Genomic DNA, 20,834 nt, shown 5'->3' on the forward strand with positions numbered 1-20,834 from the left:
AATATTATCTATTCTATGACCCATAAATGCGTTTATTTTCATTTATGGGTTATTTTTCAAGATTTATTTACAGTATATGTTTTCACATTATGTGTTGCTATTCTCTTTTACACCTTCAATCATCCATGTCGGTATAAAGAGCAATAGGAATAGTACAAATGTTACGAAGAAAGCAACATGAAATGCTTGTAATTGATTTTGCAATAGTTGAGACATACTACTTACTAATGTTGATAAGATGGCAGCTCCGAAGCTCGCGCCCACATTCTCAATCATACTAATACCTACACCTGCTTCAGATAACTGGTGATCCTCCAAACCTTGGTAAGCATTTGTTGTAAAGGGCAACATAATACCGCCTACACATAATCCGCGAATGAATAATGCCACTTCAAAATAAATCATCGGTGTGTTTACAGACATAACAACAAACGGAATCGTAGACACAATAGAACAAACCAGGCTAATCATTAAAATTACTTTAACTCCATATTTATCAGCTAAGATACCAATAAACGGTCTAGCAATTAACATACCTAATCCTTGTGGAATCAATGCAATAGAAATACCAACTGTATTGTAATCATTTAAATTGGCAATAAATAATGGAAATATGATCATCGGACCTAAAATGGCACAATTAGCAATAAATAACCCCATTGTCGAGCTTAAAAAATTACGTTTTTTAAACAAAGTTGTAGGTAAAATGGTCTGATAATTTCTAACTTTATTGTAATAACCATAACTCCATATCAGTATGATAGTTATTAGTGCAAATATAATAGTCACTCGGTTGATTAAACTATGCTGGTTTGTTGCTTGTGTTATACATAACATAGTAGACAAACAAATCAATGTTAATAATAATATGCCTATCTTATCAAACCCTTTTTCTTTATTAAAAGGTTCAAAGTTAGGCAAAAAATAAATTAAAATGGGCACAATGACGACCATAATATATATATTAATATAAAAAATCCACTGCCAGTTTGCATATTCAACAATCATACCTCCTAATATTGGACCTAGCATAGGACCTAAAATCATTGGTGTCGTTACTATTGCAATGATTCTGTTTAAATAGGATTGATCAGTAACTTTCACTAAAAGTGTCATCATTAAGGTAGAAATAATGCCTCCGCTTAATCCTTGGAATACTCTAAATAGAATAAATAGTTGAACCGTCCCACTTAATGCCACACATAATGACATCACAGCAAATACAATTAATGCATATATATAAATCCACTTACTATTAAATTGATTCATTAACCATCCTGCAATAGGTACTGCTATTCCAATTGCGAGTGTATAGCCAGTAATCCCCCATTGTATAGTCTTGAGCGTTGCATTAAAGTCGTGTGTTAAGTCTGAAATAGCAATGTTTATCATAGTAGCATCAAGCATTGGTGCAATGGCACCTAATACGATCAACCAAGCCATTAACATCATATGTCGTGGTATCTTATTTAATGATTGCGTCATCCTGCAACCTCCTTATTGTTTCTCAGGAAACAATATACCTCGATTTTGTTTCCTAGTCAACAATAAGTGTAAATAAAATGAACTCAATCATTGTTCAATTGAGTTCCTAACCTTAATTTATTAATTTCTGTTGTTTATTTCTTTCGTTAAATGCGCATTATATTTACTTAAAAAATCTAACATTACATCATACGCTTCATCAGTTACGGTATCAAATACTGGTTTATCACGTTCTCTAAATTTATTATGTAATGATGCATGAAGCACAGCCACTTCTTGTCCTTTATCAGTTAATTGAAAATAAATTTCTTTTTTATTCTGTGTTTCTCTAAAACTTTCTATAGCACCTTTGTCGATTAATTTTTTAGTCAATTTACTAATCGCTCCACGTGTCATAAAAAGCTTTTTCGATAATTTACTTACATTAGGCTTATTCAACTTATCAATCGCATCAATACAATGCACTTCAGTTGGTGTATAACCCTTTAAATGTTCTTCCATAACAGGTTTATTAAGCCACACAATCTTATCATATACTTCCTTGATATCATTTAATAACTGTTCTGACTTATCCATGATATCACTCCTTTTCTACTCTACATAAACGCTCACCACTAGCTTACTCACAATATATCATATCATATACCTCAAACATAAAAATCCTCACATCACTTTGATTGATGTAAGGATTTTTATGATTCGCCAAATAGACAAATAAAATAATGTAATTTGCATTTATTATAACTAAAAAATATTATTGATTTGCTTTAGTTGACTTATTTTCATTAATTAAATCTACCAACTCGTCTTCAGTTCGATTCAAAATAAGTTGACTCAATTTGTCATTATCCATCTGTTTCAATTTAGGATAACGAACAAAGAAGAAAATCAAACCAATGACCAACCAACCGGCTAAAGCAATATATGAAGGTATCGATAATGATGCCGGTGAGCCTGGAATCAATAATAAACATAAGAATATAAATGAAACAATCGTTCCTAAAATAGCAAAGGTCTTGTAAACCGGCCCATAAGTGTTGCTCGCCTTGTTATAGCTAAATAACTTAGCAGCTGATAAACAAGTTATAAAATATGCTATAGAAACACCTGTTGAAGACATATCTACAATCCATGTTAAAGCTGTTCTACCCAACCATGGTGCAATTAAAGTAATTGTTACTAAAAAGATAATTGCTACATATGGTGTTTTAAAACGTGGATGCAGTTTACTAAACACAGTTGGCATGATACCTGCACGTCCCATTGAGAAGAGCAATCGACTTGAACTCATTAAGAATCCATTAAGTCCTGTAAAGATCCCCATTATAATGGCGATTGCAAGTACTGCTAAGCCAATATAACCAAAGGCCTCTTGTGTTACTGCGCCTGTTAACCATAAATTACCGTTTAAACTTTTACTTGATGTACTTAACCATCCAGTAAAGAAAATCATTACAACATAAGTGATTGCAGCAGCTAACAAGCTGTAGACAATTAATTTAAATGTCTTGTTTGGAGAGAAATTAAATTCTTCAGCCGTCTGTGGTATGTTGTCAAATCCTACATATGCCCATGGCGCAACTGCTACGATTGCAACAATCGATGTTAACCACCCTGAATGCTCGTTAGTAAGTGGCTGTAAATTCTCTAATGAAAAATTACTGCCAAAGAAAGAGCCGAAGAATAATAATAAAATTGTGATAACCATTGCAACACAGAAATAATATTGTAGCGATCCTGATACGCTAGCACCTACAATAGCTATAAACATAAACACAATTAATAATAGTGATGCGATAATAATTTCAGTTATGTAAACATCCCACCCAGCTACCGTATAAAGCTTGCCCGTTTTCAATACATCAGGCAATAGGAATTTAATTAATAAGCTAAAGGCTGTCGCATTTAAGGCAACAACACAGATATAACCAAAGGTTAAGAACCATGATGAGAAGAAACTAACATATCTACCAAATCCTAAAAAACTAAAGGCAAATGCACCACCAGAAACAGGAAATCGTTCTACTAAAGCACCATAACTAACTGCAATAAGTATCATCAGTAATGCACCAATGACTAAACCAATCGCACTAGACATAGGACCAGATTTAGCAATCCAATCTCCTGGTAGGATAAATGCACCCCAACCTATACAAGAACCGTAAGCAATTGCCCAAACAAATTTTTCAGACAAGTTCTGCTTTAAGTCCCCTCTATCTACTTGCACATCTTTTTTATCCATAAATAAAATTCACCTCATGGAATGTATTTAACCACAAGATGAATTCTTAAACAATTATAATTTAACTGTTGCAATAATTAACATTAACCAACCTACTATAAACAATACGCCACCAATTGGAGTAATTGCACCTAATATACGTATTTGCGTCAATGCTAATATATATAATGAGCCACTGAAAAATACAATACCGAAGAACATCAACCAACCAGCCCAATTAACGTTAATTGAAGTCGTACCACTTATAATACCAATCGCTAATAATCCTAAACCGTGATACATTTGATACGTTGTAGCCTTCTCCCAAACTGACATATATTTAGCTGACAATTTGTTTTCCAATCCATGGGCTCCAAATGCCCCCGTACCAACTGCCATCATCGCATTTAAAGCACCTAATATAATAAATAATTTCATCATGTTTGCTATATCCCTTCTATATTAAAAGTCAAAAATAGATTCGCCATTACCTAATTCATCATCAGTAACCATTCGATTTCCTGACACAGCGTTATCACTTGTCGTCGTTTGTTGCTTTGATGGTACATGACCACCCATCGCCTTCAACTCAGCCATTGATATTTCATCGCTCTTCGGTTGATTCGTTGTTACCGATGTATTTGATTGTGATAATCCTTGTGAATGTGCAGATTTAGATAATACCTGTCGTTGCTCATAGAATGATACATTGTTCGAATCACTTGTTACAAGTTCTGTCAATGTACGTATTGCATAGATATGTTTTTCAAATTCAACTTTACTACTCGCTTCATCAGCTTGCACAAGCTCTTGTTCAATAAGTTGAATTACTTTTTCCTTTTCCATATATTATTCCTCACCTTCACACCAGTTAACTGGACTAATTCCATGTGACTCAAGGTATGCGTTCACTTGTGAATATGGTTTCGAGCCAAAGAATCCTCTATATGCTGATAATGGACTCGGATGGGGCGCTGTGATTACATGATGTTTCTCTGTATCAATTAGTTTGATCTTTTGTTGTGCAGGTTTCCCCCACAATACGAATACTACGTTCGATAAATAGTGAGATACTGCCGCTATTACTTCATCCGTAAATACTTCCCAACCAATATCTTTATGTGAATGCGCTTCGCCTTGGCGAACTGTTAATACCGTATTTAATAATAATACACCCTCTCTCGCCCAATCTTGTAAGTGCGGAGAGTTTCTGTGACAGCCAATATCATCTTCTAATTCTTTATACATATTTCTCAACGATGGTGGAAATTTAGCATTGGGTTGTACTGAAAAAGCTAACCCGTGTGCTTGATTTGGTCCATGATAAGGATCTTGACCTAAAATAACTACCTTTACTCGCTCAAAAGGTGTTAAATCAAAGGCTTGGTATATGTCTTTTCTATCTGGATAAACGATTTGTGTCGTATATTCATTTTCCAAAAAATCATGCATCGCTTGAAAGTCGTGTTTTGTCGTAATTTCATGAAATATATCGGACCATTCCATATAGTGAATCACCTCATTGTATATATTAACATATAGCAAACTTCTACGTTACTACTACATCTATTAAACTCATTTAAACAATCCATAGATTATATAAATTCTCATTATTTAGAATAGTCGACAATCGTGGTATGATATTATCATATAAAAATATAGGGAGTGAACTTCAATGGCTTTAAAGAAAACACTAACAATTGCTGGTTCTGATACAAGCGCTGGTGCAGGTATGCAAGCAGACTTGAAAACATTTCAAGAGTTAGATACTTATGGCATGGTGGCGTTGACTTCTATCGTGACTATGGATACAAAAACATGGTCTCATGATGTTACACCATTGCCATTTGATGTATTTGAAAAGCAACTTGCAACTGCTATCTCTATTGGACCTGATGCAGTCAAAACAGGGATGTTAGGAACTGAAGAAATTATCAAACGTGCCGGTGAAGCATTTGTTGAATCAGGTGCTGACTATTTTGTCGTAGATCCAGTTATGGTTTGTAAAGGGGAAAATGAAGTACTAAATCCTGGGAATACAGATGCAATGATTAAGTACTTGTTACCAAAGGCAACTGTAGTGACACCAAACTTATTTGAAGCGGGTCAATTAGCCAACTTAGGTACATTGACTTCGATCGAGGACATGAAAGAAGCAGCTAAAATTATTCATGACCACGGAGCACAACACGTTATCATCAAAGGTGGTAAGGCTTTAGATCAAGATAAATCTTATGATTTATACTTTGATGGCGATAAATTCTATCAATTATCTACAGATATGTTCCAACAAAGTTACAATCATGGGGCTGGTTGTACTTTTGCTGCAGCAACAACTGCTTATTTAGCAAATGGCAAATCACCTCGTGAAGCAGTTATCGCTGCTAAAGCATTTGTAGCATCTGCAATTAAACATGGTTGGAAGATGAATGAATTCGTCGGACCTGTAGATCATGGTGCTTATAACCGTATCGAACATATTGATATCGATGTAACTGAAGTTTAAAGTCGCTTTAGAACGATATACAATCTCTCAAAGGTAGTCGCATACTCGCTATGCAACTACCTTTTTTGTTTGTGTCCATATTCCTTCCAACTCATGGCTGCATTATTATATAGAAGGAATTCATTCTAATTATTTCTCATAAACACTAAATTTGTTGTTTTAAATTCTTGCTTAAATGCGATCAATGTTAGTGTCTGACATACCTTAAATATAGTTAACATGAGCTTAACATTCTAGTACGACAATAGTCTGAATTAAAGTTGATACTACAGACTCATGATAAATATAACGTATTATATTACTATATTAAGTGTAGAGAGACAAAGGAGGGAATTACAACATGATTATCTACAAACAGACAATCGAAAATGGAAACCCAATTTATGAAATTATCACCAAGACCTTTAAATCGATAACTGTTAAATTTGATGAGAACTTTAGTAAAAACGAATTATATAAGTTACTCTCTCTACTTGAAGGTGATGTTGATAGTATGAAATTAAGCTATTAATCACATGATTGAACGAACATCAAAGACTAAACAGATAAAGCTCGATGAACAAATTCAGAAGAACATAAATAACTACCCCCAAAAAATATGAAGTTAAAACTCAAAAGTATGATTAAAGTTGTCCCCTTTAGTCTACTTTGCATAAAACATTCCTAAAAACACTCACCCTAATTGGCATAACGCCCATTCGACCAAAGATTGTCCCCTTTGTCACTTGGAGAGCAACTCGAAGTATTGTCGTTAACACGTGTTATGCCAATAGAACAAGGAGGTTGTCATATGACAGCCTCCTTGTTTTTTGCTCTTTAGTTAATTTAAATAAATATTCGTTACGTTCGACACCTTATACTTCAAATAACTCGATTTATCAAAGTATCTATCATACACATTTCAACTTACAATCGAAAGAGAATCGGTTATTCTATTCCTTTCGGTCTGACATCTATACCACACATATCTACTTAAATTAGAAAACCGTTTCTAAGAAACCAAGCTCATAAAACATAGTACAGCATAAAAAACACTCAGATAAATTGGATGAATTCATCTGAGTGCTATAGTTCTGAAATTTACAATCCAGAATCTCTTTTATTCAATATAGTGCGATATTCCATGCACTTATTTTTCATTCTAAATATTTCAATGTCCTAGACATGAAACAATTAACAGTATTTATTATTCCAATACTATTTTTTCTAGTAATTAAACACGTTTGTCTTTAGCCCACCATAATGCTTTTTCTGGGTTGTTGGCATAATATTCATATTCTTTATCATTTTGTACGTTTGGATAAGAACCTTTTAATGATTTACCTGCCGTACTTACATGTAATAATGAAATTACAATTATTCCAACGACACTCATTGCCGCTAAATAATAAGCTGGAGATAATGGATCTCCCGTTTTCGCTACTAATGAAGAAGCGATTAATGGCGTTGTACCACCAAATAATGATACAGATACGTTAAACGTTACAGCTAAAGTTCTATATCTAATATGTGTATAGAACATTGTCGGTAAAGAACCAGGCATCGTCGCTTCATACGTAGATAAGAAGAAACCTAGAATAAAGATACCGATGATAATCAATACTAATGATTTAGATTGGAAGAATGAGAACGATACAACACTAAACAATGCTGTTCCGATTAATCCAATTAAGAATACTTTCTTTTCACCAATCTTATCTGCAACTCTACCAAACATTAACGCTAATGGAATCATAATCGCCATTACAATCGTAATTAAAAATGAAACAGTTGTGCTATCTAGTTTAATTATTTCTTGTAAATATGAAGGCATATATGAAGTTACCATATAGTTAGTACAGTTGAAGAATGCAACTGCTACAAAACAAACAAGAATATCTTTATAGTAATATCTTAAGATTGTAAAGAAACGAATGTTGTCTCTTTTCGGTTGTGTCGCAACATCATTTTCATATACCGGCGACTCTTCTAATCGTCTTCTTAAATAGAAACCAAAGATACCTAAGAATAGTCCAAGTATAAATGGAATTCTCCAACCCCAAGATGCCATTTGTTGATCATCTAAGAAGAAGAATAATAAACCACTTAAAATCGAAGCTGCTATGTAACCAGATAAAGTACCAATTTCTAGTCCACAACCAAGTGTATTTCTTTTATTATCAGGTGAAGATTCCGCTACGTACACCATCGCACCTGCATATTCTCCACCAGTTGAAAATCCTTGTAACACCCTACCAAATAGCAGTAGTATAGGTGCCCAAACACCAATTTGATCATATGTAGGTAATAATCCGATTAACAATGTTGAAAATGCCATCATGATAATCGTGGTTGTTAATACTACCTTTCTACCATACTTATCCCCGATAATACCAAAGATGATACCACCAACAGGTCTAAGTAAAAATGCAATTGCAAACGTTGCAAAGGTAAAAATAGTTTTGAGTTGATCATTTTCTACCGAACTGAAAAAGTTTTGTCCGATTATAACTGCTAAATAAGAATATAAACCAAAGTCAAACCACTCCATCGCATTACCAATACCAGTGGCAAATACCGTTTTTTTAGCTGCTTTAGGATCTACCTTATTTATGTTACTTTTATCAAAATCCTTATCATAATCCATGAACATGTCACTCCCCTTAACATGTTATATTATTATACGTAGTTAATCTATTTTGTCAAATTGAATACAATTCTCTAATTTCCTATTTTTTATTTTTATTCATTTTGCAATAAATCAAAAAAACAAGACAGAAGAATTTTACAATTTTTGAAAACCACTTTTTTAACTACATACAATTTATATACATACCTTTAAATTTTAAGGATGTGGATTTTTACCCTTTTATCCGAATTTGAAACAATGATATGACCTACTTCAGCAAGTTCAAACTGGATGAATTCATTTATTTCAACAGGTTCAACATATTTAATTTTATAATTTGTCCATGAAATATTAAGGCTTAATTTCGCTATTTCTACAACCAACTGACCTGGCACAAGTTGTTGATGGATTGGATTTTTATCATGAACAAGTTGCAAATAATCTAACACTTCATTTTTTGCTATTCGAATCATTACGTCACCTTTCTCAAAAACACTTGAGTGATATTAATACACTTTTCAGAATTTTTATTCATTTCTAACTTGTAGCTATATTGGATGAATTGTTTGATTTTTCTTTGCTTTATCATTGTTAATTTTGCTGTATATTGATTTCCAACATAGATATCTTCAAATTGTTCAATTATTGTTTCTTGTAATAACAAAGTTTCTTGCTCAAATTTATGAAACATTTTAAACTTTGGCCAAATTCGTGCACATTGCAAAGGTGGTACTATATTGTTTATGGGTTGTTTAAAAAAGCTATAATATTGAGCAACTTCCTCTTGAGAAAAGTTAATCTCTAACGTTTCCTCTCCATCGTTCAAATAAGACTGCATTCCCCATTCCACCTCCAATGCCCATTGTCGCAATCGTTCGTTGTTTGTTATTCATATAAAATAAACGTGTAACTAATGCTGCGCCACTCGCACCATAGGGATGTCCCATTGCTAGCGCACCTCCATATATATTTAATTTATCATCTGGTATTTTTAGAGCGTGTTGACTGGCGATGACTTGAGAGGCAAAGGCTTCATTTAACTCTACAGCATCAATATCAGCCATTGTGAATTCTGCATCAGTTAATAAACTTGTAACAGCCGGTACTGGACCTATGCCTAAAACTTCAGGTGAAACACCCTTAGTCTTGCTATGTTTAAATAGTAAACCTTGATCAAATCCATGATGTTTTGCTAATTCACGTTCCATAACTATAAGTAATACTGCTCCATCATTTTTCATACAACTATTTCCAACTGTAACTGTTCCTTGTTCTAATAATGGCTTAAAACGATTTAAAGTATGTTCTGTTAAGTTAGGCTTGATACTTTCATCCTCATCAAATTGTTGACCTCTAATTTTCAAAGGAATTATTTCATTTGGTATAATGCCATCAGTGTAAGCTTGTATTACTTTTTGATGACTTTGCCATGCAAATGCATCCTGTTGCTCGCGAGACACTGCATATAATTTGGCAACATTTTCTGCCGCTTCAATCATCGATGGATCGATATGCTCAGGAGCAAATGATGCGCGCTCAAAAAATTCCGGAAGCTGTGTATCATAGACTGACTGAGGACGTTTAATCTTCCATGGCGAGCGGCTAACGCTTTCCACCCCTCCGGCAATATAGATATCACCTGCACCCGCTTGAATCATACGACAAGCATGAATGACAGACTCTAATCCTGAGCCACATTGTCTATCGATTGTAAGTCCAGGAATTTCATCACTTAAATGAGCTTCTAACAAAGCCTTACGTGCAATATTACCGCCATTTCCGACAACATTACCTAGCACTACATCATCTATTTCCCCCATAATAAATGGGTAAGTTTGTTTAAAATAATTGAATAAAGGGGCTAACAACTGCTCTGGTTCCAAATGGCGTAATTGCCCCCCGTACTTTCCAAATGCTGTTCGTTTAGCTGCGACAATAACTGGTTCTCTCATCCCTTATCCCCACTCTCTCTATACCATTGTTTCATCTTATGACGTGCTATTTTCCCACTTACAGTATATTCAAATTGTTCAACTCTGATTAATTTTGATGGAATCTGATATCTTGGAATTTGCTGTGATAAGTAGCACTTTAAGTCAATGTAGTCTATTGATGTTGGGGCTTTGTACAATAGAATAGCTATCTCTCCAAATTTAGGATGTGCTTGTCCAATAACTAACACTTCATCAAACCATCCCGTACCTTTAATTGCTTCCTCAACTTCAGATGGATAGACATTCCTACCACCAATAATCAAACGGTCATGTTCTCGACCATGTAAATAGAGATAGCCCGCATCATCCATAGATGCAAAGTCTCCAGTGCGAATCCATTCATCTTGTTGAAATCCTTGATCTACGTATCCACTAAACACCATATTACTATTAATATTAAGTGTGCCAATCTGATTATGATCTTGGTTATCGAAACGAACAAATACATTATCAAATAATTTACCTACCGAGTTAGTAGGCGCCTGATTATTGTAATTGTAACTAATAAAACTCGCTTCAGATGTTCCGAAAAATTCTACAACAATTGCCTTAGGAAACATGAGTGACACTTTTTCCCTAATGTGTGGTGCTAATTTATCTCCACTACTAAATATAAAATGTTGCCCATTTAGTTGCTGATAACCTGTGAGGCATGCAATTAACATCGTAGGCACTAAAAATAGAGCAACTTGCTGTTGTACTGCTGTAATTTGATCTATAAATAATGCTGCACTAAATGTTTGCTGTCCTATAAATGTTCTCCCGCTATATAATGCATAAATACATGCATATAGCGATAATGAGTGAGATAAGGGACCAGGCGCTAGTATTGTCGATATTGTTGTTGTTAGTAGTTTTTCATTTTCTACATAAGAATTTATCCAAGATGGTTCATCTCTATAATATGCCTTTGGTAAACCTGTCGTACCAGATGTAAAACCAATATGTAATAACTGTAACTCCGTATTATCATATGTATCTTGTTGTGAATAACCCGTAGTAATAACAGTTAATTTATCATCCATAACATATGGAATTTGATAATGAGCTAATATCTGCTTACGTTGTTTATTCGTCCATCGAAAATCACATACGCATGGTATATTACCTTCACTTAAAACAGCTAGATAGTTAACAATCAGTAATAGAGGTTGTTGCATCGTTAATGCCACAATATTATTTGACTCCAACTTTGAAATTGGCTGTCTTGCTCGATTAATTTCAGCTTGTAATTGTGCATATGTTAATTGCTTTCCATCAAAATCAAGGGCAATCTGCGATCCTTGTTGTTCAGCATATTTTGCTATCTTATTTAGTAGTTGCATCATATCCACTCTCTTTGTAAACTTTTATATTTTATATATTAACATTTTATAGTCACTTTATGCTTTTGAAAAAAATACAAATAGGGTGACCGATGACATATTAATCCCTATTTTCAGACTCAACACTAGCAATTCATTATTGAAACAACAATATATTCAAGGATTTTGCTATAAAAGTGGTATAGTTTCCCATTTATGTCGAGTAAATACACCTTGCATAAAAAAATAACGCTAAACCACCAACTTAATCGTCGATGATTTAGCGTCACCTATTTCTTCTTATTTAAATAATATATAAGTCATTACTACAATGCAATTTTACATTTGTAACTTACTCTAAGTTTGCATGATTTTGTTGCATTGTTTCTTCGTCAACTTTCAATGCACTCATTAAGTCTAAGACAATACTGTCTAAGAAAATTTGTGCCGCTTGTTCAAATAAACTTCCTAAAGGTTGTGCTGAACCTTCTGCATCATACTTTGTACCTGCTGGAAGTTCAATAATCGCATTTGCTAAGTCACCAATTGGAGATGATGGTTTTGTTGTTAATAATACAACTTCTGCACCGACAGATTTCGCTTTATCTGCTAATAATCTTAAATGTTCTGTAGAACCAGAACCCGAAATAATAACAAATATATCTTTGTCAGTAATAGAAGGTGTCGTTGACTCACCAACAACATGTGCTACCTTACCCAATTGATTTAATCTCATTGCAAAGCTATTCGCTACAAACCCTGAACGACCTTTTCCAGATACAAATACCTGTTCTGCTTTAATGATTTGCTTTAAAAATGTCTCCGCTTCACTATCTTTCACATGCGATAATGTGTTATCAAGTTCATCAAGTATTAAACGGTAGTTTGTAATTTCAGTCATTATTATTTTCCTTCAATAGCCGCTTTACATTGTTTTGCAGCTTCAACAGGGTCATCAGCATTTGCAATGCCGCCACCAACAATAATTAGGTCAGGATCTTCAGCCACGATATCTTTAATTGTTTCTGGCTTAATTCCACCTGCTACAGCTACTTTTGAATTGCTAATTACTGATTTAACTTGACGTAAACTATCTAACGGAGAAACACCTTCTGCTTGTAAATCATAACCAGTATGGACAGCGATATAATCTGCACCTAGTGCATCAAGTTCTTTCGCACGTTTTTGTAAATCTTGTACCGCAATCATATCTACTAATAATTGTTTACCATGTTTGTGTGCTTCCTCAACAGCTGCTTTGATTGAAGCGTCTTCAGCTACACCAAGAATTGTAACTACATCTGCACCATATTTAACCGCTTGGCTCACTTCATAATCTGCAGCATCCATAATTTTTAAGTCAGCTAGAACTTTCACACCATCAATATTATCGCTTAAATGTTTTACAGCTGGTAAACCTTCATTAATTACAATAGGTGTACCAATTTCTACGATATCCACATGATCTTTAACTTTATTTGCTAATTCTGCAGCATCCTCTTTATTTAATAAATCAATTGCTAGTTGTAATTCCAATATAATCATCCCTTCTATTGTAATAAATGTGTTTATCTACTTACACATTACATTTAAACATTAATTATCTAACTTTACACATCATCTGTTTACCCTTAGTTATTTCTATTAAACGACCGGTTCAATTCTCGGTGCTGAATCATCATCTACATATATTTCTACATTAGGATGTGCATGTAAGATAGTTGCTGGTACCTCTGGGTCTACTTCATTGTTAGTTAATGCCTCAATGGCTGCCCTTTTTTTCTCACCAAAAGCAATTAAAATAATTCTCTTAGCCTTGAGAATCGTTGCTAAACCCATCGAAATTGCTTGTTTAGGTACTTCATTCTCATCAGCAAAGTATCTACTATTAGCTTGTATGGTGCTTTCTGTTAGATTGACGATATGTGTTGGACTATTAATATCTGTTCCAGGTTCATTAAATCCAATATGACCATTCTCTCCTATGCCTAGTATTTGAATATCAATTGGTCCTTGTTGATTTATCAAATTTTCATACCTAGTTGCTTCTATTGTTAAATCGGATGCATCTCCTTGTGGAATATGGATCAATGATGCATCGAAGTGAGGATATCGACTAAATAATTGATCCCTCATGTATGTGTGATAACTTTCTTTATGTTTAGCATCTAGTCCGACATATTCATCCAAATTAAATGTTTCAATCTGTGAAACGTCTAACTGATTCTTGTGTAATAAATCGACTAAATATTGATAAATTTGAACCATTGTCCCTCCCGTTGCTAAACCAAGTTTACTGTGGGGATGTTGACTCATTTGTTTATATAATTCACACGCTACGTAAAATGATGCATATGAACGCGTACCTAAATTTGTAATTTTCATACCAATTCCCTCCATTAAAATGCTATATCATTCTGCAACAAATTAAGAAGCACTTGTCGATTCCTATACTATAGAATATTGTTGATTTTTAACAGAATAAGCACTTTTTCACAGATTATCATTAAAAACTTAAAATTCTTTGCGAATAATTGAGCAGAGAGTTACATTTCTGTTACTGTTTTTAGTAAAATAGGAAGATAATCATTAATAAAGTAGGATTGTTAGAGATAAAATTCACATTACTAGTAGAAAATGTATACAAGTCCGTTTACACTAGAAGATATACTTCTATATTCTAAATTATTTTGCAATACGCAATGACTATAATTGAATTTTGTAATGTCCGTTTCTAATGGCAAGGAGGCAAAATTTTGGAACAAATTAATGTTGAACAAGTACAGACGCTACTTTCATCATATGAAAATAAACCAGTATATATACATGTAGAAACGACGAACGGTGCTTATGCTGCACATTTCGATCAACGTGTATTTAACGCAGGAACATTTTTACGTAATATACAAGTGACTTATGAACATGCACAACTTAAAGGCGGAGAAAAGGATCCATACAGAGTTGGATTAAAGCTCGTTAACAACGGTTGGGTTTATGTTCAAGGATTAACGCATTATGAAGTAAATGACAATGGTGAATTTCTATTAGCAGGCTTTAACTATGAAGGGCAACTCGCTGCTGCATTAGAAATTAGTACACAACCATTTGAAGTTTAAGGAGGGCGAATCATGACAGAGGAAAGCCACGTATTAGTAATCTTCCCACATCCAGATGATGAATCATTCTCATCTGCTGGGACACTAGCACGTTATATAGACAATGGCATCCCAGTTACTTACGCATGCTTGACATTAGGACAAATGGGGCGTAACTTAGGGAATCCACCTTTTGCAACACGAGAATCATTACCACATATTAGGGAAAAAGAATTAGAAAATGCAATGGCAGCAATTGGGATTACCGATTTACGAAAAATGGGATTACGCGATAAAACAGTGGAATTCGAACCACACGATGAGATGGATACCATGGTAAAATCTTTAATAGATGAATTACAACCATCCGTAATTATCTCATTCTATCCTAAATTTGCTGTGCATCCAGATCATGAAGCTACTGCAGAAGCGGTAGTTAGAACTGTAGGACGTATGGCAAAAGAAGATCGACCACGCTTACAACTCGTAGCATTTAGCAATGACGCAAAAGAAAAACTTGGTGAACCTGACATTCTAAATGAGATCAGTGATTATAAAGAGGTAAAACTACGCGCATTTGAAGCACACGCATCACAAACAGGTCCATTCTTAGAGCAACTTGCAACACCTGATGTATCTGGACAAGTAAAGAGCTTCTTAGAAGTAGAACCTTATTGGACTTATAACTTTGAATCTTAAGTGGAGGAAATAGCATGACTGAATTTGACTTATCAACGAGAGAGGGTCGATGGAAACACTTTGGTTCTGTCGATCCTGTCGAAGGTACTAAACCAACCGTTAAAGAAAAAATGAAAGACTTACAAAGTACGCATAAAGATTTCTTGTTTGAAATAGAAGAAGTAGGCATTAAGAATTTAGTTTATCCCGTTCACGTGGACCGTTTCCAAACTGCTGGAAACTTCAGCTTTTCAACAAGCTTAAACCAAGATGAAAAAGGCATTAACATGAGCCGTATATTGGAAAGTGTGGAAAAGCATTATCACAATGGTATTGAGTTGAATTTTGATACTTTATATCATGTATTACGTAGCTTACAAGAAAGCATGAATCAATCTTCAGCCGGATTAGATGTTTCTGCAAAATGGTTCTTCGACCGTTATAGCCCAGTTACACAAATTAAAGCTGTAGGTCATGCTGATGTAACGTATGGTATCGCTATTGATGAAAAGGACGTTACACGTAAAGAAATTACGATTGAAGCTGCAGTAACAACACTTTGCCCTTGCTCAAAGGAAATCAGTGAATACTCAGCTCACAACCAAAGAGGTATTGTTACTGTAAAAGCGTATCTAAATAAAGATGTCATATTAAATGACGATTTCAAAGATGTAATCTTAGATGCAATGGAAGCAAATGCGAGTTCAATTCTCTATCCAATCTTGAAACGTCCTGACGAAAAAAGCGTTACCGAACGCGCTTATGAAAATCCTCGCTTTGTAGAAGATTTAATTCGTCTTATCGCAGCAGATTTAGTTGGTTTTGATTGGTTAGATGGCTTTGATATTGAATGTCGTAATGAAGAATCAATTCATCAACACGATGCATTTGCAAAGCTTAAATATAGAAAGTAATCTGTTATCACGCTTTAATTAATATGTGTCATAAATAAATGACAGATAATAACTATATTAACTCGTTAAATAATCGACGCAGTTTACAGGCCAAATATAAAGCAACACTTTCGTTACACTCATTAACTGAGCATGTATACGGAAGTGTTTTTTTATTCCTTTAATTTAAGAGATATGACATCAATCAACATACACAATATATATAAACGAATTATTTATGCAAACCATACCGCTTCAACTACCTCTATTTAGAATTGTTAACATTTATTCAATCCACACCGATACCGACTATAATTAATAAAAACCATTAACTTTGAATAAACAGCACCTCGTTTTTTAAGAATCCACTCCCCCTTATTGCTTAATAAGTCAATTTTTTTACAAATCCTGTTTAAATATTGCTACAAACCGTAGCATATTAACATTAAATATTAAAAAAACATGTGTCACTTTTTAAATTTTTTCGATGTTCAATATACGTCTTCCATATTAAAATTTAACTAATCTAATTCCGGAATATTTATAAATAGGAGTGAGTAAAAGATTTCAGACATTGACTTTCAAATACATTATTTCAATAACAAAGAACTACCAAGTAAAGATTTGCGTACACTATATTTTGTAAATATTTATTATTTATTAGATGGCAATTTAACTATTTTAAACGACACTTGTTTAATAAAATATCAGGAGAAGGAATTATTTTGGGTCCATGATTACGACAATTTTAAGTTAATTGACTTTACTGGCACATTAGTGCGTTTGACTTTTAACAATTTCTATTATCATGAAGTAACTCGTAATTTGAACTTAGAACAAATCGTCAAGCAACCTCCACCGTCACCTAATACAATTGAGCAACAATTCAATACAGTTGTAACTGCTGAAATTGCACATCATTCAACGATGATTCAAACTGCTTTGAACCAATTGATTCAGTATATTTTCCATGTAGATGTACATCATAAAGCTGCCGATGTTACAACTTCAAATAGTGCTATTATTGAAGCAATCGTCAAGCACATTAATCAATGTTCAACTGATAAACATAGTTGTCTTTGGTTTGCACAACGCTATTACTTAAACTATAGTTACCTATCGCGTGAATTTTCAACATTTATGTCCTGCCCACTATCTGAGTATATTTTAGGCTGTAAAATACATGCCTCGACATGCGAATTATCTAGAGGACGCCCTTCAGAACAACTTTGGGAAAAGTATAATTTCAAATCACATCAAGATTACATTGCTCATTTCCAAAGATTTCATCACTGTTCCCCTCATGAAATTGTTCGCCCTGTAACTGATAGATAAATATAACTTCATTGCATCATACATAGCAATATAACTATTTTAATATTGAGGTGTTGAATATGAATTTCATTAATTACGAAGAAAGAAGAAAACTTATCAAAAAAATTATTAAACAAAATCTTCAACTTACATTCGCAGATATCATTATTCTAGACAAGTTATATCAGTTAAATAAAACACAACTAGATTCCACAGAATTAAAGCAAATCTTATTCAATCGTAATATGCCCTTCTCAGTACAATTGAATCATTTAATCAACTCTGGATATTTAACAAAAGTCCGTAATGATTCAGATGAGCGACTTATTATATTAAATGATATTAATTTAACTAAAATTAAACAGACACTCGAACAATACCACTATATCGTGCAGTCTATACTTGCAGATAATTAAAAATCAACGATGTACAAACATCATTACTAAACATACTCATCATCTTGATAACTATAATTTTAAAATACAATTATTTACATCAAAAAAAACACTTCCGTTTTGATACATTGTCTTAAAATGTATTTAACGGAAGTGCTTTTAATTATTTTCGTTAATACGTGTCACTTAGCAAATTTATGCTTGCTCGTCATCTATTAACACATTAAATAAGTCATCAGTTTGTATGATTTATTTTAAATGTTCGTATGGACTATTTTTAACAAATGAAATAATTTGATCAACGAATAATTTAGATCTTAATTGGAATTCACTATTATCTAAATAAAGTGTACCATTATCTAATTTATTATAATCTGTATCATGCGTTGCAATTTGAGTAGGTACTGCAATTCCCAATAATGTACGAACGATTAATCTTAAATGTGACAATGGTTCAGAACTTACGATACCGCCACTATTACCAATTAATCCAACAGGTTTCATCTTAAAGTCATCCATAGTTAAATGATCTAATGCATTCTTTAAGATACCTGAATATGAACCATGATAGTTCGGAGTACCTAAGACGAAAAAGTCTGCTTCTCTTGCCTTACTTTGTAAGTCTTGTAAATTCTGTTTATAGTCTTCACTTGGATTTGATGCACCTGATACGTCTAATTGATGGATTGGACGCTCAGCTAAATCGAATATTTCTGCTTCAAAATCATGTTCTTCGAAATGTCCCTTTAAAAAATGAGCTAAAGCTGTAGTATGAGAACCTATTTTTGCACTTCCTACAATAATTAAACCTTTCATTGATTCATTCACCTCTATATTATTTCTCGTTATTTTCTTGTATTAATTTCATAATGGCTTTACCTACACCACTTTGTTCATTTGTTTCTGTTACATATTTAGCCACTTGTTTAACTTCTTCTGTTGCATTATCCATAGCTACTGGATAGCCAACACGTTCTAACATTGACACATCATTTAAATTGTCACCAATAGCCATTACATTCTGCATATCGATGTTGAGACGCTCTGCAATAGTCTCCAAAGCAATTCCTTTTTGTGCATCAGAGTGTGTAATTTCAATATTGCCTCTTGAAGATGAAGAAACAGCCAAACTACCTGATTCAGCTAATTTACGACTGACACGTTCAATTTTTGATAAATCACTATCGAACGCTAATATTTTCATGACAATTTCACCCGGTGTTTTTTCAATCTTGTCATAATTCTCTACTACCTTTAACGTACCGTTATCAATACGTTTTTGTATGCCTTGCTTAATCTTTTCAACATCAGCAGTTTGACCAGCTCGCTCTGCAATATCAATATATATATCTAAATCTTTTTGGGGATTTTCAGTATAAATACCCAAGTTCGTGTAAACTTGATAATAAACATCCTCATGATTTAATTCTTCAGTAATTCTGTTTATCAATTCACGGTTTAAATTAGATGTACTCATTATATTAAATGATTCGTCTCTAACTTCCGCGCCATTCAAACAAATATATGGCACCTTTAAATCCGTCTGGTTCACAGGCGTATTCGCTTCATAAAACGCTCTACCAGTCGCTATAACAACTGTAATACCTAACGATTGTGCGTATTTAATGGCTTGAATATTTTCCTCTGAAATTTCATGTGCCGCATTTAATAATGTACCATCCATATCTGTTGCAATTAGATTTATCATTCGTTTTCCTCATTTCCCTCTATTATCATTACTACAAATTTAACTACACACTCAATTTTTTAGACATAATTTTGTAACATAATTATATTCTAACAAAAGTTTAACTATTTGTATTATCCGCCGATTGGTCTATTTTTTTCTTATTTCTTAATTGCTTGAAAAATTGCTTCAATAACGTGCCACATTGCTCCTCTAAAATACCAGCAGTAACGCTCGCTCTGTGATTAAATCGCGCTTCTTGTAATAAATCCATCAAACTGCCAGCACACCCTCCTTTAGGATCACTTGCTCCATATACTACGCGAGGAATTCGGCTCATTACGATTGCTCCAGAACACATCACGCATGGTTCCAAAGTTACATACAATGTACAATCTTCTAATCTCCAACTTCCTATTTGGGCAGCCGCTTGTTCTATAGCTATGTGTTCAGCATGAGCAGTCGGCATTTGTGCTTGCTCTCTTAAATTATGGGCACGCGCAATAATTTCATCATTATAAACAATAATTGCTCCTATGGGTACTTCTCCCATTGCCCCCGCTTTTTCAGCCTCTGTAATTGCGAAATTCATATAATATTCATCAGTTGTCATGTGTCACACACCTTATATATGGTACAATACTTATTGTCTAT

24 protein-coding genes are annotated in these 20,834 nt (G+C 33.7%); 7 read left to right on the forward strand and 17 right to left on the reverse strand.

All coding sequences use genetic code 11. The annotated features are described in order from the left end of the window. Positions 1 to 87: 87 nt before the first annotated feature. The 6 genes from JN168_RS11415 to JN168_RS11440 form a co-directional block, all read right to left on the reverse strand. The gene (locus tag JN168_RS11415; RefSeq protein ID WP_279525899.1) at positions 88 to 1,485 is read right to left on the reverse strand and encodes a DHA2 family efflux MFS transporter permease subunit; all 1,398 of its coding nucleotides are present in this window, start codon (positions 1,483 to 1,485) and stop codon (positions 88 to 90) included. 120 nt (positions 1,486 to 1,605) lie between these two features. After that, a complete protein-coding gene (locus JN168_RS11420; protein WP_042738067.1) occupies positions 1,606 to 2,061 on the reverse strand; it encodes a MarR family transcriptional regulator in 456 nt (151 codons plus the stop codon). Positions 2,062 to 2,239: 178 nt separating this feature from the next. Next, positions 2,240 to 3,727, reverse strand: a complete 1,488-nt coding sequence (locus tag JN168_RS11425) for an APC family permease (RefSeq protein WP_279525900.1) — start codon at positions 3,725 to 3,727, stop codon at positions 2,240 to 2,242. A 54-nt stretch (positions 3,728 to 3,781) separates the two neighbouring features. Continuing rightward, positions 3,782 to 4,144, reverse strand: coding sequence for a DUF423 domain-containing protein (locus JN168_RS11430; protein ID WP_107512341.1), 363 nt, complete (start codon positions 4,142 to 4,144; stop codon positions 3,782 to 3,784). A gap of 24 nt (positions 4,145 to 4,168) precedes the next feature. Continuing rightward, positions 4,169 to 4,552 carry a DUF5327 family protein gene (locus JN168_RS11435; RefSeq protein WP_107527372.1) on the reverse strand — a complete coding sequence of 128 codons (384 nt, stop codon included), beginning with the start codon at positions 4,550 to 4,552 and terminating at the stop codon, positions 4,169 to 4,171. A 3-nt stretch (positions 4,553 to 4,555) separates the two neighbouring features. Further along, positions 4,556 to 5,212, reverse strand: coding sequence for a uracil-DNA glycosylase (locus JN168_RS11440; protein WP_107527371.1), 657 nt, complete (start codon positions 5,210 to 5,212; stop codon positions 4,556 to 4,558). A gap of 169 nt (positions 5,213 to 5,381) precedes the next feature. Between JN168_RS11440 and thiD the strand changes: the two genes are divergently transcribed. Both thiD and vraX read left to right on the forward strand, forming a co-directional pair. After that, the gene (gene thiD / locus JN168_RS11445) at positions 5,382 to 6,212 is read left to right on the forward strand and encodes a bifunctional hydroxymethylpyrimidine kinase/phosphomethylpyrimidine kinase (RefSeq protein ID WP_042738062.1); all 831 of its coding nucleotides are present in this window, start codon (positions 5,382 to 5,384) and stop codon (positions 6,210 to 6,212) included. 340 nt (positions 6,213 to 6,552) lie between these two features. Next, positions 6,553 to 6,723 (forward strand): C1q-binding complement inhibitor VraX, encoded by a 171-nt coding sequence (gene vraX / locus JN168_RS11450; protein WP_042738061.1) that lies wholly within the window; start codon positions 6,553 to 6,555, stop codon positions 6,721 to 6,723. A gap of 702 nt (positions 6,724 to 7,425) precedes the next feature. Here the strand turns inward: vraX and JN168_RS11455 are convergent. The 8 genes from JN168_RS11455 to nagB form a co-directional block, all read right to left on the reverse strand. Then, entirely contained in the window at positions 7,426 to 8,838 is a 1,413-nt protein-coding gene (locus tag JN168_RS11455; RefSeq protein WP_279525901.1) for an MFS transporter, read from the reverse strand. Between the two features lie 191 nt (positions 8,839 to 9,029). Continuing rightward, positions 9,030 to 9,293 (reverse strand): hypothetical protein, encoded by a 264-nt coding sequence (locus JN168_RS11460; protein WP_042738059.1) that lies wholly within the window; start codon positions 9,291 to 9,293, stop codon positions 9,030 to 9,032. Beyond that, complete coding sequence (locus JN168_RS11465) at positions 9,293 to 9,658, reverse strand: hypothetical protein (RefSeq protein ID WP_229366958.1); 366 nt, start codon at positions 9,656 to 9,658, stop codon at positions 9,293 to 9,295. The genes JN168_RS11460 and JN168_RS11465 overlap by 1 nt, the downstream gene beginning before the upstream one ends. Further along, positions 9,615 to 10,772, reverse strand: coding sequence for a thiolase family protein (locus JN168_RS11470; RefSeq protein ID WP_279525902.1), 1,158 nt, complete (start codon positions 10,770 to 10,772; stop codon positions 9,615 to 9,617). Before JN168_RS11470 ends, JN168_RS11465 begins: the two co-directional genes overlap by 44 nt. Continuing rightward, positions 10,769 to 12,142: an AMP-binding protein gene (locus JN168_RS11475; RefSeq protein ID WP_229366956.1), complete on the reverse strand. Its 1,374-nt coding sequence runs from the start codon at positions 12,140 to 12,142 to the stop codon at positions 10,769 to 10,771. Before JN168_RS11475 ends, JN168_RS11470 begins: the two co-directional genes overlap by 4 nt. A 328-nt stretch (positions 12,143 to 12,470) precedes the next feature. After that, the gene (gene hxlB, locus JN168_RS11480; RefSeq protein WP_042738055.1) at positions 12,471 to 13,019 is read right to left on the reverse strand and encodes a 6-phospho-3-hexuloisomerase; all 549 of its coding nucleotides are present in this window, start codon (positions 13,017 to 13,019) and stop codon (positions 12,471 to 12,473) included. Positions 13,020 to 13,021: 2 nt separating this feature from the next. Next, the gene (hxlA, locus tag JN168_RS11485; RefSeq protein ID WP_042738054.1) at positions 13,022 to 13,654 is read right to left on the reverse strand and encodes a 3-hexulose-6-phosphate synthase; all 633 of its coding nucleotides are present in this window, start codon (positions 13,652 to 13,654) and stop codon (positions 13,022 to 13,024) included. A 108-nt stretch (positions 13,655 to 13,762) separates the two neighbouring features. Next, positions 13,763 to 14,503: a glucosamine-6-phosphate deaminase gene (gene nagB, locus JN168_RS11490; RefSeq protein ID WP_042738053.1), complete on the reverse strand. Its 741-nt coding sequence runs from the start codon at positions 14,501 to 14,503 to the stop codon at positions 13,763 to 13,765. Between the two features lie 371 nt (positions 14,504 to 14,874). On the opposite strand from nagB, the gene JN168_RS11495 reads away from it, so the two are divergent. From JN168_RS11495 to JN168_RS11515, 5 genes are all read left to right on the forward strand, one after another. Continuing rightward, entirely contained in the window at positions 14,875 to 15,234 is a 360-nt protein-coding gene (locus JN168_RS11495; RefSeq protein ID WP_042738052.1) for a YojF family protein, read from the forward strand. Positions 15,235 to 15,246: 12 nt separating this feature from the next. After that, a complete protein-coding gene (gene bshB2 / locus JN168_RS11500) occupies positions 15,247 to 15,912 on the forward strand; it encodes a bacillithiol biosynthesis deacetylase BshB2 (RefSeq protein ID WP_042738051.1) in 666 nt (221 codons plus the stop codon). Between the two features lie 14 nt (positions 15,913 to 15,926). Then, entirely contained in the window at positions 15,927 to 16,805 is an 879-nt protein-coding gene (gene folE2 / locus JN168_RS11505) for a GTP cyclohydrolase FolE2 (RefSeq protein ID WP_042738050.1), read from the forward strand. Between the two features lie 804 nt (positions 16,806 to 17,609). Further along, positions 17,610 to 18,119 (forward strand): helix-turn-helix transcriptional regulator, encoded by a 510-nt coding sequence (locus JN168_RS11510; RefSeq protein WP_126542145.1) that lies wholly within the window; start codon positions 17,610 to 17,612, stop codon positions 18,117 to 18,119. Between the two features lie 59 nt (positions 18,120 to 18,178). Continuing rightward, positions 18,179 to 18,514, forward strand: coding sequence for a transcriptional regulator, SarA/Rot family (locus tag JN168_RS11515; RefSeq protein ID WP_042738048.1), 336 nt, complete (start codon positions 18,179 to 18,181; stop codon positions 18,512 to 18,514). Between the two features lie 228 nt (positions 18,515 to 18,742). Here the strand turns inward: JN168_RS11515 and JN168_RS11520 are convergent, their stop codons facing one another. The 3 genes from JN168_RS11520 to tadA all read right to left on the reverse strand — a co-directional run bounded on the left by JN168_RS11520 (position 18,743) and on the right by tadA (position 20,793). Next, positions 18,743 to 19,309 (reverse strand): NADPH-dependent FMN reductase, encoded by a 567-nt coding sequence (locus tag JN168_RS11520; RefSeq protein ID WP_042738047.1) that lies wholly within the window; start codon positions 19,307 to 19,309, stop codon positions 18,743 to 18,745. Positions 19,310 to 19,328: 19 nt separating this feature from the next. After that, entirely contained in the window at positions 19,329 to 20,201 is an 873-nt protein-coding gene (locus JN168_RS11525; RefSeq protein WP_042738046.1) for a Cof-type HAD-IIB family hydrolase, read from the reverse strand. Positions 20,202 to 20,301: 100 nt separating this feature from the next. Next, complete coding sequence (gene tadA, locus JN168_RS11530) at positions 20,302 to 20,793, reverse strand: tRNA adenosine(34) deaminase TadA (RefSeq protein ID WP_042738045.1); 492 nt, start codon at positions 20,791 to 20,793, stop codon at positions 20,302 to 20,304. Between the last annotated feature and the right edge of the window lie 41 nt (positions 20,794 to 20,834).

Source organism: Staphylococcus gallinarum, from assembly GCF_029774255.1.
GTDB lineage: Bacteria > Bacillota > Bacilli > Staphylococcales > Staphylococcaceae > Staphylococcus > Staphylococcus gallinarum.